12 protein-coding genes are annotated in these 12,782 nt (G+C 72.2%); 3 read left to right on the forward strand and 9 right to left on the reverse strand.

The window, feature by feature from the left end; translation table 11 throughout:
* Positions 1–40 precede the first annotated feature (40 nt).
* A complete protein-coding gene (nucS, locus tag AC3ET4_RS09050; RefSeq protein WP_431947824.1) occupies positions 41–703 on the forward strand; it encodes an endonuclease NucS in 663 nt (220 codons plus the stop codon).
* A 392-nt stretch (positions 704–1,095) separates the two neighbouring features.
* Here the strand turns inward: nucS and AC3ET4_RS09055 are convergent, their stop codons facing one another.
* The 3 genes from AC3ET4_RS09055 to AC3ET4_RS09065 all read right to left on the reverse strand — a co-directional run bounded on the left by AC3ET4_RS09055 (position 1,096) and on the right by AC3ET4_RS09065 (position 5,606).
* Entirely contained in the window at positions 1,096–3,801 is a 2,706-nt protein-coding gene (locus tag AC3ET4_RS09055; RefSeq protein ID WP_431947826.1) for an ATP-binding protein, read from the reverse strand.
* A 424-nt stretch (positions 3,802–4,225) separates the two neighbouring features.
* Positions 4,226–4,549 carry an STAS domain-containing protein gene (locus AC3ET4_RS09060; protein WP_431947828.1) on the reverse strand — a complete coding sequence of 108 codons (324 nt, stop codon included), beginning with the start codon at positions 4,547–4,549 and terminating at the stop codon, positions 4,226–4,228.
* Between the two features lie 208 nt (positions 4,550–4,757).
* Entirely contained in the window at positions 4,758–5,606 is an 849-nt protein-coding gene (locus tag AC3ET4_RS09065; protein WP_431947829.1) for a 3-hydroxyacyl-CoA dehydrogenase family protein, read from the reverse strand.
* A 262-nt stretch (positions 5,607–5,868) separates the two neighbouring features.
* On the opposite strand from AC3ET4_RS09065, the gene AC3ET4_RS09070 reads away from it, so the two are divergent.
* Positions 5,869–6,441, forward strand: coding sequence for a cob(I)yrinic acid a,c-diamide adenosyltransferase (locus AC3ET4_RS09070; protein ID WP_431947831.1), 573 nt, complete (start codon positions 5,869–5,871; stop codon positions 6,439–6,441).
* A gap of 10 nt (positions 6,442–6,451) precedes the next feature.
* On the opposite strand, the gene AC3ET4_RS09075 is transcribed toward AC3ET4_RS09070, so the two are convergent.
* Positions 6,452–6,862 (reverse strand): hypothetical protein, encoded by a 411-nt coding sequence (locus AC3ET4_RS09075; RefSeq protein WP_431947833.1) that lies wholly within the window; start codon positions 6,860–6,862, stop codon positions 6,452–6,454.
* Between the two features lie 12 nt (positions 6,863–6,874).
* Between AC3ET4_RS09075 and AC3ET4_RS09080 the strand changes: the two genes are divergently transcribed.
* The gene (locus tag AC3ET4_RS09080; RefSeq protein ID WP_431947835.1) at positions 6,875–7,525 is read left to right on the forward strand and encodes a response regulator; all 651 of its coding nucleotides are present in this window, start codon (positions 6,875–6,877) and stop codon (positions 7,523–7,525) included.
* A gap of 166 nt (positions 7,526–7,691) precedes the next feature.
* Here AC3ET4_RS09080 and AC3ET4_RS09085 read toward each other — a convergent pair whose 3' ends face one another.
* The 5 genes from AC3ET4_RS09085 to atpA all read right to left on the reverse strand — a co-directional run bounded on the left by AC3ET4_RS09085 (position 7,692) and on the right by atpA (position 12,693).
* Positions 7,692–8,138, reverse strand: coding sequence for a DUF2550 domain-containing protein (locus AC3ET4_RS09085; protein ID WP_431947836.1), 447 nt, complete (start codon positions 8,136–8,138; stop codon positions 7,692–7,694).
* 99 nt (positions 8,139–8,237) lie between these two features.
* Positions 8,238–8,618 carry a F0F1 ATP synthase subunit epsilon gene (locus AC3ET4_RS09090; RefSeq protein ID WP_431947918.1) on the reverse strand — a complete coding sequence of 127 codons (381 nt, stop codon included), beginning with the start codon at positions 8,616–8,618 and terminating at the stop codon, positions 8,238–8,240.
* A 124-nt stretch (positions 8,619–8,742) separates the two neighbouring features.
* Complete coding sequence (gene atpD, locus AC3ET4_RS09095) at positions 8,743–10,197, reverse strand: F0F1 ATP synthase subunit beta (RefSeq protein WP_431947838.1); 1,455 nt, start codon at positions 10,195–10,197, stop codon at positions 8,743–8,745.
* A 4-nt stretch (positions 10,198–10,201) separates the two neighbouring features.
* The gene (locus AC3ET4_RS09100; protein ID WP_431947840.1) at positions 10,202–11,119 is read right to left on the reverse strand and encodes a F0F1 ATP synthase subunit gamma; all 918 of its coding nucleotides are present in this window, start codon (positions 11,117–11,119) and stop codon (positions 10,202–10,204) included.
* Between the two features lie 2 nt (positions 11,120–11,121).
* Positions 11,122–12,693: a F0F1 ATP synthase subunit alpha gene (atpA, locus tag AC3ET4_RS09105; protein ID WP_431947842.1), complete on the reverse strand. Its 1,572-nt coding sequence runs from the start codon at positions 12,691–12,693 to the stop codon at positions 11,122–11,124.
* Positions 12,694–12,782 lie beyond the last annotated feature (89 nt).

The raw sequence follows: 12,782 nt of genomic DNA on the forward strand, positions 1-12,782 counted from the left end.
ATTTTCCGACCGCGCCCGGTAGCGAGTAACGTAGCCGACCATGCGTCTCGTCATCGCCCGCTGCTCCGTGGACTACGCGGGCCGGCTCTCCGCCCATCTGCCGTCGGCGACCAGGCTGCTCCTGGTCAAGGCCGACGGCAGTGTCTCCGTCCATGCCGACGACCGTGCCTACAAGCCGCTGAACTGGATGTCGCCCCCCTGCACGCTCAAGGAGAGCGAGGACGGGGTCTGGACGGTCACCAACAAGGCCGGCGAGCAGCTGATCATCACCATCGAGGACGTGCTGCACGACTCCACGCACGAGCTCGGTGTCGACCCCGGGCTGATCAAGGACGGTGTCGAGGCCCACCTGCAGGAGCTGCTGGCCGACCGCATGGAGGTGCTCGGCGAGGGCTGGAGTCTCGTCCGCCGCGAGTACCCGACCGCCATCGGCCCAGTGGACATCCTGTGCCGGGACGCGTCCGGCGCGACCGTCGCGGTCGAGATCAAGCGCCGCGGCGAGATCGACGGCGTCGAGCAGCTCACCCGCTATCTCGAACTCCTCAACCGCGACCCCTTGCTGGCACCCGTGAAGGGTGTTTTCGCGGCACAGGAGATCAAGCCGCAGGCGCGGGTCCTCGCCACGGACCGCGGCATCGACTGCGTCGTCCTCGACTACGACGCGCTGCGCGGCATCGAGGACGACAAGCTCCGCCTCTTCTGAAGGAGCCTTCGACGCGCCGTGCTCCGGCAGGCGCACCGCGACGCCGACCACCGCTGCGGCCAGGGCCGGCGCTCCCGTGATCCGCGCGGGCGGTGACGGCGTGGCCGCCCCGGCCAGTCCCCCGGCGGCTCCTCGGACGACTCCAGGGGACCGGCGGCGGGGACAACACGGCGCGGCCGACGCGGGCTTCAGCTCCTGCACCGCCCGAGCACCTGCGCCGGCCGGCGAGCTGGAACCCGCTGGGCATGCCCACGGTGAGACAGCCGGCGGAGTCGGCTGTGGCCTTCCCGAGGATCACCGGCCGGTCGTGCTCGGCGGGCCGAGAACGACCCGAGGGTGTACGGCGCGGCCCGGTGGCCGGCGCGGTGCCGGCCATGCCGGGCCTGGCGCGCTCACGCGATCGTGCCGGTGGTGCCGCCGGGCAGCTCGGTGCCGGTGGCGGAACTCACGGGAGCACTCGCTCCGGTGGTGCCGCCGCCGTCCGCGCCGCCCTCGGTCGTACCTCCGTCCTCCGCGCCGCCGTCGCCACCGGGCTCGCCCGTGGTGGGCGGGGGGCTGGTCGGGTCGCTCGGAGTGGTCGTCGGTGATCCGGACGTGCCGCCGCCGGTCGGGGTGCCCGTCCCCCCGGAGTCGCCGCCGGAGGTGGTGCCTCCCCCGCCGGTGGTGCCGCCCGACGTGCCGCCCGACCCGCCGTGCGAACCACCGCCGGAACCGCCGGTCGAGGAGCCTGCGCCGGAGCCGCCGGTCGACGAACCGCCTCCCGTGCCGCCGGTCGACGAACCGCCCCCTGTGCCGCTGCCGCCGTCGCCTGTGCCGCCGTCGCCTGTGCCGCCGTCGCCTGTGCCGCCGTCGCCTGTGCCGGCGGTGGCGCCGCCGGACACCGATCCCGCGCCGCCGGGACGCGTGGTGTCGCCGGGGGTGGTTCCACCGGACGGTGCGCCAGGCGTCGCGGTGCCGCTTCCGCTCGCGGGGGGTTCGGTCCGCCTGCCGGAGCCGGCGCTCGGTGTCTCCTCGGACGGGAGACCCTCGTCCGGGTCGTCCTCCTGGGCGGACTCGACCGGCTTCACGTTCATCGGGGTGTTCTGGCCGCCGCCGGAGGCCGTCGTGCCGAGGGCCACGACGGTGCCGAGCACGGCCGCCAGGAGGGTGCCCGCGCCCGCGGCGACGAGATTGCGGCGCCGGGAGCCGGTGAGGGCGACCCGGCTCGGGGAGGCGACCGCCCCGGGCAGGCTCTTGGCGATGATCGTCGTAGGCGCCTCGGACAGGTCGACGCCCGCCGCCGCGGCCCCGGCGCCCCCGGCTCCCGAGCCGGCTATGAGACCGCCCTCCCGGTCCACGGCGAGCGCGAGGGTGCGGCGCCCCACCGTGCTGCCCTGGCGGTCCGCGAGGGCGCCGCGCAGGGCTATGGAGGCCTCCAGTTCGCTGCGGGCGCGGTCCAGATTCCCCTGGCACAGCGCCAGCACGCCGAGTTCGTGGAGGAAGTACGCCTCCTCCGCCACCTCCCCGGCGTGCCGGGCGGCCTCCTGGCCGAGGCGCAGCGCGCGTTCCCACGCGCTCCAGTGCATGGCGGCGGCGAGGACCGGCGCGACCGTACGGGCCAGGAGCACCGCGGCGCTGGTGTGCCCGCCGTCGCGGGCGGCCCCCAGGGCGGCCAGGATCGCCTCCGCCTCGGCGGCGACGCGTCGCGGGGTCACCGAGGGGTGCCCGGCCCACCAGGCGTAGTGCTGGGCGGCGGCCAGCGCCTGCGGGGAACCCTCGGCGGCGGCCTCGGCGGCCAGTCCGTCCGCGAGGGCCAGTTGCCGGGCCACGCCCGCCGCGAGGCGGTGGTGCCCGGCGACCGGAGCGGCGAGTCCGACGGCCACGATCTCGCCGAGAGCGGAGTCGCCGCGAGTGTCGCCGACGAGCGCCGGCAGGTGCGCCTGGTGCGGCAACTCGCCGCCCAGGGCCACGGCGAAGCGCAGTGCCTCCTGGGCGGAGGCGCCGAGGCGGGAGGCGAGCAAGGCGGCGGGGGCGGCGCTCTCGGCGAGTGAGGGCAGCGGCAGATGCGCGGCCGACGCGCCCGGCCCGGCGTCGTCGGAGGAAGCGCCGGCGGCGAACCCGTCCACGGCTTCCGCGTCGCCCCACACCGACTCGTCGGCCGCAGACAACTCCGCGCCGAGGGCGTCGCGCTGCCGCAGCAGCGCACCGGCCTGGACGAAGCGCAGCGGCAGGCCCTCCGACTCGAACCACAGGTCGGCCGCCCAGGCCGTCTCCTCCTCCGTCGGCGGGCGGCCGACGGCGAGTTCCAGCAACTCCAGGCAGGCGACCCGGGTCAGTCCCGGCAGGAAGACCTCCTCGACCGCGGAGTCGGCGGCCGGGGCCGGCACGTCGGGCGTGGCCGACATCAGGAAGGCGCACTCGGGCGCCGCAGCGAGCAGTTCCTCCAGAGCGGCGCCGCCGAACTCCAGGTCGTCCAGGACGACGACAGCGCCGACGTCGCGCAGCAGCTCCAGCAGACGGCGGCGGTCGGGTCGGTAGTCCTCGGCGTCGTAGACGGTGGCGAACATCTCCTGCAGCAGATCGCCGGAAGTCCGCCGGTAGCCGGAGAGCCGGATCACGCCGTCGGGGGCGAGGTCCGCGCAAGCCTCGGCGACCGCGTCGAGCAGCACGCTGCGGCCGGCGCCGGAGGGCCCGGTGACGCGCACCGAGCGGCCCCGGGTGAGCAGTCGCACCAGGCGCTCGCGCTCCTCCTGGCGCTCCAGCAGCGGGAGCTCGGGGGCGCGGGGGCCCGGCGGCACCGCCGGCCGTCCGGCGGCGGTCAGCGCGGCGCGCGCCCAGGCCGTGCGCCGTACGGGCGCGGGCAGGTCGCCGGGAGCGAGGGCGCTGACCTCGCTGCCGTCGACGGAGTTGAGGGTCAGCCTGCAGTCGCCCACGACGAGTTCGACGACGCGTGGCGCGTCGCCGTCCGCCGTGCCCGCCGCGATCTCGAGGGCGAGCGGATCGCGCGCCGGCCGGCCGACGCGCGGGATCGGCGCGGTGCGGTCCTCGGGGCCGCCGGAGGGCGCCGCTTCGGGGAAGCTCGTGGAGTCCTGTCGAGCGCCGTACTCGTCACCGGTCATGTCGGGTCCGTGTGGGTCCATTGATCTCCGCCCCCAGGTGCGTCGCAGCGGGGCCCCACCGGGACCGCGGTTGCGCCGTCGGACCGGTCCGGCTCCCCTCCTCGGCGTACGGGGTTGCGGCACGCCGGAACCGAACCCTAAACCTTCCCCCGGTAGGTGCGAAGCCCAGGGCTGCCCTGCCGCCCTTGCGTCCGTATCTGTCCGGGCTTGCCTCCCCGGCGGCGCGCCCCGGCCTCACCAGGCGGTACGGCCAGGGACTGCTGGCCACCCGCGGGGCCCGCGGTTCCCGAACTCCGCTGCAAGGCGCCCCGGACGCGTTGCAGCGCACATCGGAGAGTCGTCCTCGGAGCGGGCCGCTCGGACGATTCGGCACCGCAGCCAGGCGCCGTGCCCGCCGCCGAGGGCCGGGCGGGACTCTCGAAGGCTAGGTGCGCGGCAGCGCTTCCGCCGCGATTCCCCCCTCGATGACCAGGATGCGGTGCAGCCTCGTGGCGACCAGCAGCCGCTGCATCTGCGCGGGCACCCCCCGCAGGACGAGGCGCCGGTCCGCCCGGCCGCAGCGGCGGTGCGCCCCCATGATGACTCCCAGGCCCGTCGCGTCCCACGAGTCGAGTCCGGTCAGGTCGAGCACGAGGTCGCCGCGGCCGCCGTCCACCGCGCTGTGCAGGACCTTGCGGGCGTCCGCCGCGGTGCGGACGTCGAGGCGGCCCCCGACGACCAGCTCGGCGTGATCGCCCCTGATGTGCATGCCGCCTCCCCGTGAAGTGAATGGATGGTAGTGCCATGGCTCTATGTAACTGACGGTTCGTCGTACGAAGAGGTTGCCGTCTGTGAGCGAACCGATACCGAATTCACCCCCGCGAGTGACAGCAGGGGTCCGAGGGGCCCTGCCCGCCGACGGTCCGCGCCGGACCGGGCCGGTCCGTGCAGGGCAGGGCCCCTGGAGCGACGCCCCGTCAGTAGCGGTAGAAGCCCTCGCCGCTCTTGCGGCCGAGCGCGCCGGCGTCCACCATGCGCCGCATGAGCTCCGGCGCGGCGAACTTCTCGTCCTGGGACTCGGTGTAGATGTTGTCGGCGGCGTGCAGCAGGATGTCGACGCCTGTGAGGTCGGCGGTCGCCAGCGGGCCCATCGCGTGGCCGAAGCCGAGCTTGCAGGCGACGTCGATGTCCTCGGCCGAGGCGACGCCCGACTCGTAGAGCTTGGCGGCCTCCACGACCAGCGCCGCGATCAGCCGTGTGGTGACGAAGCCGGCCACGTCCCGGTTGACGACGATGGTCGTCTTGCCGATCTCCTCGGCGAAGGCCTTGGCGCGCGCCAGCGTGTCGTCACCGGTCTTGTAGCCGCGGACCAGTTCGCACAGCTGCATGAGCGGCACCGGCGAGAAGAAGTGGGTGCCGACCACGCTCTCCGGGCGCTCCGTGACCGCCGCGATCTTGGTGATCGGGATGGCGGAGGTGTTGGAGGCGAGCACCGCGTCCGCCTTGGCGATCTTGTCGAGCGCGCGGAAGATCTCCTGCTTGACCTCGATCTTCTCGAAGGCGGCCTCGACGACGATGTCGGCGTCGGCGGCGGCGTCCAGGTCGGTGGTGGTGGTGATGCGGGCGAGCGCGGCAGCCGCGTCCTCGGCGCTGAGCTTGCCCTTGGCGACGAACTTCCCGAAGGAGGCCTCGATCCCGCTCTTGCCCCGGGCCAGCGCCTCGTCCGTGATGTCACGCAGGACGACGTCGTAACCCGCCTGTGCGGACACCTGCGCGATGCCGGAGCCCATCAGGCCGGCTCCGATGACGGCGAGCTTCTTCGCCACGGCACACACCAATCTTCTCGATGCTGTTGCCGGGACCTTAACGTCGGTTCACAGCGGAGCGCAGCAGGAAGTTAGGCGGGTCACCCTGTGTCGTTCGTCGCACAGTTGAGACCCCCGGCGCCCAGTTGGTGCCGCAGCGCGTCCAGTTTGACCGGGACCGCCCCGCTAAGACCGCCACCGCTCGCCGCGGCGGACATGCGGCGGGCCGGCGGCGCGCCCGCCACGGGGCGCGCCCGGAGAATGCGCTGACTACGCTCGACACATGGTCAATCTGACGCGCATCTACACGCGGACCGGGGACGACGGCACGACCGCCCTCGGCGACATGAGCCGCACGGCCAAGACCGACAGCCGCATCGCGGCCTACGCGGACGCCAATGAGGCGAACGCGGTCATCGGCGTGGCGCTGGCGCTCGGCGCGCTCCCGCAGGAGGTCGCGGCCGTCCTCGTCCGGGTCCAGAACGACCTCTTCGACGTCGGCGCCGACCTCGCGACGCCCGTCGTCCCGGACCCCACGTACCCGCCGCTGCGCGTGGAGCAGTCCTATGTGGACCGGCTGGAGGCTGACTGCGACCGCTTCCTGGAGGAACTGGAGAAGCTGCGCAGCTTCATCCTGCCCGGCGGCACCCCCGGCGCCGCGCTGCTCCACCAGGCGTGCACGGTGGTGCGCCGCGCCGAGCGCTCCACATGGGCCGCGCTCGGGGAACACGGCGAGACGATGAACCCCCTCACCGCCACCTATCTCAACCGGCTCTCCGACCTGCTGTTCATCCTGGCCCGTACGGCCAACAAGGAGGTCGGCGACGTGCTGTGGGTGCCCGGCGAGAACCGCTGACCCCGCCCGCTCAGGCGCGCGGCCGCGCGGCCGGCTCCCGCTTGGGCCACAGCGTGTAGCTCGCGGCGATGACCGCGTGGATCCCGGTGATCCAGGCCATCCGCACCTGCCAGGCCTGCAGGGCCCCGGTCCGGCGCGTGTCGCCGGCGAGCCGGATCGCCAGTTGCAGCAGGACGACGGCGACCACGGCGGACACCGCCGTACGGCCGAGGAGCCGCCACTCGTGCACGGCCCGCGCCCTGCCGTACACGGGTGACGGGCTCGGCTCGGGACCGCCGGCGAAGCGGTGCGCGAAGTGGGCGTCGGCCCAGCGGATCACGGAGTGTCCGTAGCCCGCCGAGAAGCCGATGTACGCGGCCGCGAGGCCGTGCCGGGCGCCGGCCGTGCCACCGTGCCGCAGATCGGCGACGGTACTGCCCATGAAGGGGAGCGCATGATCCGGGTGGTGGTCGCCGAGGACCAGTCCGCGGTACGGGCCGGGCTGGTGCTCATCCTGAGGTCGGTGCCCGACATCGAGGTGGTGGGCGAGGCGGCGGACGGCGAGGCCGCGATCCGCGCCGCCCTCGAGCTGCGGCCCGACGTGATCCTCATGGACCTGCAGATGCCGCGGATGGACGCGGTGTCCGCGACCCGGGAGATCGTCGGGCAGGGGCTGGCCGACGTCCTCGTCCTCACCACCTTCGACCTGGACGAGTACGTCTTCGGGGCGCTGCGCGCGGGCGCCGCCGGTTTCCTGCTCAAGGACACCGAGGCGGACCGGCTGATCGAGGGCGTCCGGCTGGTGGCCCGCGGCGAGGGGATGATCGCGCCCGCCGTGACCCGCCGGCTGATCGGCGAGTTCGCCCGCCCCCGGCCTCGTCCCGCCTCCGATCACGCGGCGCTGGGAACGCTGACGCCGCGGGAGCGGGAGGTGCTGGCCTGCGTGGGCCAGGGCTTGTCCAACGCGGAGATCGCGGCGCGGCTGGAGATGGCAGAGGCCACGGCGAAGACCCACGTCAGCCGCATGCTGGCCAAACTGGAGCTGCGCAGCCGCGTGCAGGCCGCGGTACTGGCGCAGGAGTTGGGTCTGATGGGCCGGCCGTAGGGCCGGCGGAAGCGGGCGAGGCCTCAGGCGGCGTCGGCTCTCCTCGGACTCCGTCCGGGGGGACCGCCACCCAGCGCGAAGGCCAAACGGAAGATCAGGCCACGTTCAGGCTCCCCCAGACTCCGTCCGGGGGGACCCCCACCCAGCGCAAAGGGCAAACGGAAGATCAGGCCACGTTGACGCGCTGGCCGGGAGGGGCGGCCTCGAGCCATGCGAGGAAGCCGGTGAGGGCGTCGTCGCTCATGGCGAGTTCCAGCTGGGTGCCGCGGTGCTCGCAGACCAGGATCACGGCGTCGGACAGGAGCGCCAGCTCCTCCTGGCCCTGCGGGAGGCGGCGGTGCAGCACCTCGATGGCGGAGCGCTCCAGCACCCGGCGCGGCCGGGGCGCATAGGAGAAGACCCGGAACCACTCGATCCGGTCACCGCTGTAGCGGGCCACGCCGTACGCCCAGCCCTTGCCGGAGGGTTCGCCGGTGCCGGGGGGCGGCATCCGCAGGCTGCAGTCGAACGTGCCGCCGGGCCGCTGGATGAGCCGGCGCCGCAGTCCGAAGACGAACAGCCCCAGCAGCGCCACGGCCACCAGGGCTCCGCACACCTGAAAAGCGAGGATCACGCCCACCGACCTCCTCGCTCCGTGTCACGAATAGGAATACTGCAGCCGCGGGACACCCTCCCGGGCCTCCCGCGGCTCATGGCCCAGTGGGCCGGCTGCTCAGCGCGACCCGCTGGTCGCGGCGATCAGCCGGACCTCGGCCCGGCGCTCACCGGCGGCGTCGGCCTCGGCCTTCGCGCGCTCCAGAGCCCGCTCCGCACGCTGGACGTCGATCTCCTCGGCGAGCTCGGCGATCTCCGCCAGCACCGAGAGCTTGTTGTCGGCGAAGGAGACGAAGCCGCCGTGCACCGCCGCGACGACGGTGCCGCCCTCGCTGGTGCGGATCGTCACCGGACCGGACCGGAGAACGCCCAGCAGCGGCTCGTGGTTCGGCATGACGCCGATGTCGCCGGACTCGGTGCGTGCGACGACAAGAGTGGCCTCGCCGGACCAGACACTGCGGTCCGCTGCGACCAGCTCGACGTGCAGCTCAGCCAAGATGGCTCCTCGGGTCGGCACCCACCGCCGTCCGGCGGGTGCATAAAACAAAGGATAACGGGGGTGCGGCAAGGGGGCGGACACAGGGTCCGCCCCCCTGCCACGGTGAGCCGTCGGGCGACGGGCGTCAGCTGACGCCGAGCTCGCGGGCGTTGCGCTCGAGGTCCTCGATGCCACCGCACATGAAGAACGCCTGCTCAGGGAAGTGGTCGTACTTACCGTCGGCGATGGCGTTGAAGGCGGCGATCGACTCGTCCAGCGGGACGTCGGAGCCGTCGATGCCGGTGAACTGCTTCGCCGCGTGGGTGTTCTGCGACAGGAAGCGCTCGATGCGGCGGGCGCGGTGGACGGTGAGCTTGTCCTCCTCGCCGAGCTCGTCGATACCGAGGATCGCGATGATGTCCTGGAGGTCCTTGTACTTCTGCAGGATCCCCTTGACGCGCATGGCGCACGCGTAGTGGTCCTCCGCGATGTAGCGGGGGTCCAGGATGCGGGACGTCGAGTCCAGCGGGTCCACCGCCGGGTAGATGCCCTTCTCCGAGATCGGACGGGACAGAACGGTCGTCGCGTCCAGGTGGGCGAAGGTGGTCGCCGGCGCCGGGTCGGTCAGGTCGTCCGCGGGGACGTAGATCGCCTGCATCGAGGTGATCGAGTGACCGCGGGTCGAGGTGATGCGCTCCTGGAGGAGGCCCATCTCGTCCGCGAGGTTCGGCTGGTAACCCACCGCGGAGGGCATGCGGCCGAGCAGCGTGGAGACCTCGGAACCGGCCTGGGTGAAGCGGAAGATGTTGTCGATGAAGAACAGCACGTCCTGCTTCTGCACATCGCGGAAGTACTCCGCCATGGTCAGACCGGCGAGCGCCACGCGCAGACGGGTGCCCGGGGGCTCGTCCATCTGGCCGAAGACCAGGGCGGTCTTGTCCAGAACGCCGGACTCCTCCATCTCCTGGATCAGGTCGTTGCCCTCACGGGTGCGCTCGCCGACGCCGGCGAACACGGAAACGCCCTCGTGCAGCTTCGCCACACGCATGATCATTTCCTGGATGAGGACGGTCTTGCCGACGCCGGCGCCACCGAACAGACCGATCTTGCCGCCCTTGACGTACGGGGTCAGCAGGTCGACGACCTTCAGGCCGGTCTCGAACATCTCGGTCTTGGACTCGAGGTCCTCGAACTTCGGGGCCTTGCGGTGGATCGCCCAGCGCTCACCGACGTTCGCGTTCTCCTCGGGGACGTTCAGCACCTCGCCGAGGGTGTTGAACACCTTGCCCTTGGTGAAGTCGCCGACCGGGACGGTGATGCCGTCGCCGGTGTCGGTCACCGGGGCCTGGCGGACCAGGCCGTCGGTGGGCTGCATGGAGATGGCGCGGACCAGGCCGTCGCCCAGGTGCTGGGCGACCTCGAGGGTCAGCGTCTTCTTCTTGCCGGCCTCGGCCGGGTCGGAGACCTCGACGGTGAGGGCGTTGTAGATCTCCGGCATCGCGTCGACGGGGAACTCCACGTCGACGACCGGGCCGATGACCCGGGCGACGCGGCCCGTGGCACCCCCAACTTCAGGGGTCGTCTCAACAGTGGCAGTCATGAATTTAGTCACTCCCCGCAGACGCGTCGGCCAGGGCGCTGGAGCCACCGACGATCTCGCTGATTTCCTGGGTGATTTCGGCCTGGCGGGCCTGGTTGGCAAGCCGCGTGAGCGTCCTGATGAGCTCCTCGGCGTTGTCGGTCGCCGACTTCATCGCGCGGCGGCGGGCGGCGTGCTCGGAAGCGGCGCCCTGCAGCAGCGCGTTGTAGATGCGGCTCTCGACGTACCGCGGCAGCAGCGCGTCCAGGACGCCCTCAGCCGACGGCTCGAAGTCGTACAGGGGGAGGATCTCCCCCTCCTTGCGGGCCTCGCCGCCGGTGGCGTCGGCGAGCGAGAGCGGCAGCAGCCGCTTCTCCACCGGCGCCTGCGTCAGCATCGACACGAACTCCGTGAAGACGATGTGCAGCTCATCCACGCCGCCGTCCGCGATGTCCTTCAGGACCACCTCGATCAGCGGGTCGGCGACCGACTTGGCGTCCGCGTAGGTCGGCTTGTCGGTGAACCCGGTCCACGAGTCCGCGACGGGGCGCTCACGGAAGCCGTAGTACGCCACGCCCTTGCGGCCGACGACGTAGTGCACGACCTCCTTGCCCTCCGCGCGCAGCCGCTCGGTGAGCCGGTCGGCAGCCTTGATCGCGTTGGACGAGTAGCCGCCGGCCAGACCGCGGTCGCTCGTGACGAGCAGCACCGCGGCTCGGGTCGCGTTCTCGGCCTCCGTGGTCAGCGGGTGGTTCGTGTTCGAACCGGTCGCGACCGCGGCCACCGCGCGGGTGAGCTCGTCGGCGTACGGGGACGAGGCGGCGACCTGGCGCTGGGCCTTGACGATCCGGGACGCGGAGATCATCTCCATCGCCTTCGTGATCTTCTTGGTCGCGGTGACGGACTTGATGCGGCGCTTGTATACCCGAAGCTGGGCGCCCATGCTCAGCCCTCACCCAGCAGCTTGCCGTCCGAGGTCTCGAACTGCTTCTTGAAGTCCGCGACCGCGTCGGTCAGGGCCTCGACGGTGTCGTCGCCGAGCTTGCCGGTCTCGGCGATGCCCAGCAGCAGGTCCTTGCGCTCGCGGCGCAGGTAGTCCAGCAGCTCGCGCTCGAAGCGGCGGATGTCCTCGACCGGAACGTCGTCCAGCTTGCCGGTGGTGCCGGCCCAGATGGAGACGACCTGGTCCTCGATCGGGAACGGCGCGTACTGGCCCTGCTTGAGGAGCTCGACCATGCGCTTGCCGCGCTCCAGCTGCGCCTTGGAGGCCGCGTCGAGGTCGGAACCGAAGGCGGCGAACGCCTCGAGCTCGCGGTACTGGGCGAGGTCCACGCGCAGGCGGCCGGCGACCGACTTCATGGCCTTGATCTGCGCCGAGCCACCGACTCGGGAGACCGAGATACCGACGTTCAGCGCCGGGCGCTGGCCCGCGTTGAACAGGTCGGACTCCAGGAAGCACTGGCCGTCGGTGATGGAGATGACGTTGGTCGGGATGAACGCCGAGACGTCGTTGGCCTTGGTCTCGACGACCGGCAGACCGGTCATCGAGCCGGCGCCCAGCTCGTCGGAGAGCTTGGCGCAGCGCTCCAGCAGGCGGGAGTGCAGGTAGAAGACGTCACCCGGGTAGGCCTCACGGCCCGGCGGGCGGCGCAGCAGGAGGGAGACGGCGCGGTAGGCGTCGGCCTGCTTGGACAGGTCGTCGAAGACGATCAGGACGTGCTTGCCGTCGTACATCCAGTGCTGGCCGATGGCCGAGCCGGTGTACGGGGCGAGGTACTTGAAGCCGGCCGGGTCGGACGCCGGGGCCGCCACGATCGTGGTGTACTCCAGGGCGCCGGCCTCCTCCAGCGCGGCGCGCACGCCGGCGATGGTGGAGCCCTTCTGGCCGATGGCGACGTAGATGCAGCGGACCTGCTTCTTGGGGTCGCCGGAGCGCCAGTTGTCGCGCTGGTTGATGATCGTGTCGATCGCCAGGGCGGTCTTGCCGGTCTGGCGGTCGCCGATGATCAGCTGGCGCTGACCGCGGCCGATCGGGGTCATCGCGTCGACGGCCTTGAGGCCGGTCTGCATCGGCTCGTGCACGGACTTACGGGCCATGACGCCGGGAGCCTGGAGCTCCAGGGCGCGGCGGCCGTCGGTCTCGATCTCGCCGAGGCCGTCGATCGGGTTGCCGAGCGGGTCGACGACGCGACCCAGGTATCCCTCGCCGACCGCGACCGAGAGCACCTCACCGGTGCGCTGCACCGGCTGGCCCTCCTCGATGCCGCTGAACTCGCCGAGGACGATCGCACCGATCTCGCGCTCCTCGAGGTTGAGGGCGAGACCGAGGGTGCCGTCCTCGAACTTCAGCAGCTCGTTCGCCATGACCGAGGGCAGACCCTCGACCTTGGCGATACCGTCGCCGGCCAGGCTGACCGTTCCGACCTCCTCGCGCGAGGCCGCGTCCGGCTTGTACGACTGGACGAAGTTCTCCAGCGCGTCCCGGATCTCCTCCGGCCGGATCGTGAGCTCCGCCATCTGGGTTCCCTGCTCTCCTTGTTGGGCCCGAAGTATTCGCTACGGCCCAACTCGGGCCGCTGATACTGCTCTTTGAGTTGGTGGCTGGT

The sequence above is a fragment of the Actinacidiphila sp. bgisy167 genome (assembly GCF_057707665.1).

Excerpts from the sequence above, each read along its gene's own strand:
- nucS (WP_431947824.1), top strand. The coding sequence starts at position 41 with ATGCGTCTCGTCATCGCCCGCTGCTCCGTGGACTACGCGGGCCGGCTC.
- AC3ET4_RS09055 (WP_431947826.1), bottom strand. The coding sequence starts at position 3,801 with ATGACCGGTGACGAGTACGGCGCTCGACAGGACTCCACGAGCTTCCCC.
- AC3ET4_RS09060 (WP_431947828.1), bottom strand. The coding sequence starts at position 4,549 with ATGCACATCAGGGGCGATCACGCCGAGCTGGTCGTCGGGGGCCGCCTC.
- AC3ET4_RS09070 (WP_431947831.1), top strand. The coding sequence starts at position 5,869 with ATGGTCAATCTGACGCGCATCTACACGCGGACCGGGGACGACGGCACG.
- AC3ET4_RS09075 (WP_431947833.1), bottom strand. The coding sequence starts at position 6,862 with ATGGGCAGTACCGTCGCCGATCTGCGGCACGGTGGCACGGCCGGCGCC.
- AC3ET4_RS09080 (WP_431947835.1), top strand. The coding sequence starts at position 6,875 with ATGATCCGGGTGGTGGTCGCCGAGGACCAGTCCGCGGTACGGGCCGGG.
- atpD (WP_431947838.1), bottom strand. The coding sequence starts at position 10,197 with ATGACTGCCACTGTTGAGACGACCCCTGAAGTTGGGGGTGCCACGGGC.
- AC3ET4_RS09100 (WP_431947840.1), bottom strand. The coding sequence starts at position 11,119 with ATGGGCGCCCAGCTTCGGGTATACAAGCGCCGCATCAAGTCCGTCACC.
- atpA (WP_431947842.1), bottom strand. The coding sequence starts at position 12,693 with ATGGCGGAGCTCACGATCCGGCCGGAGGAGATCCGGGACGCGCTGGAG.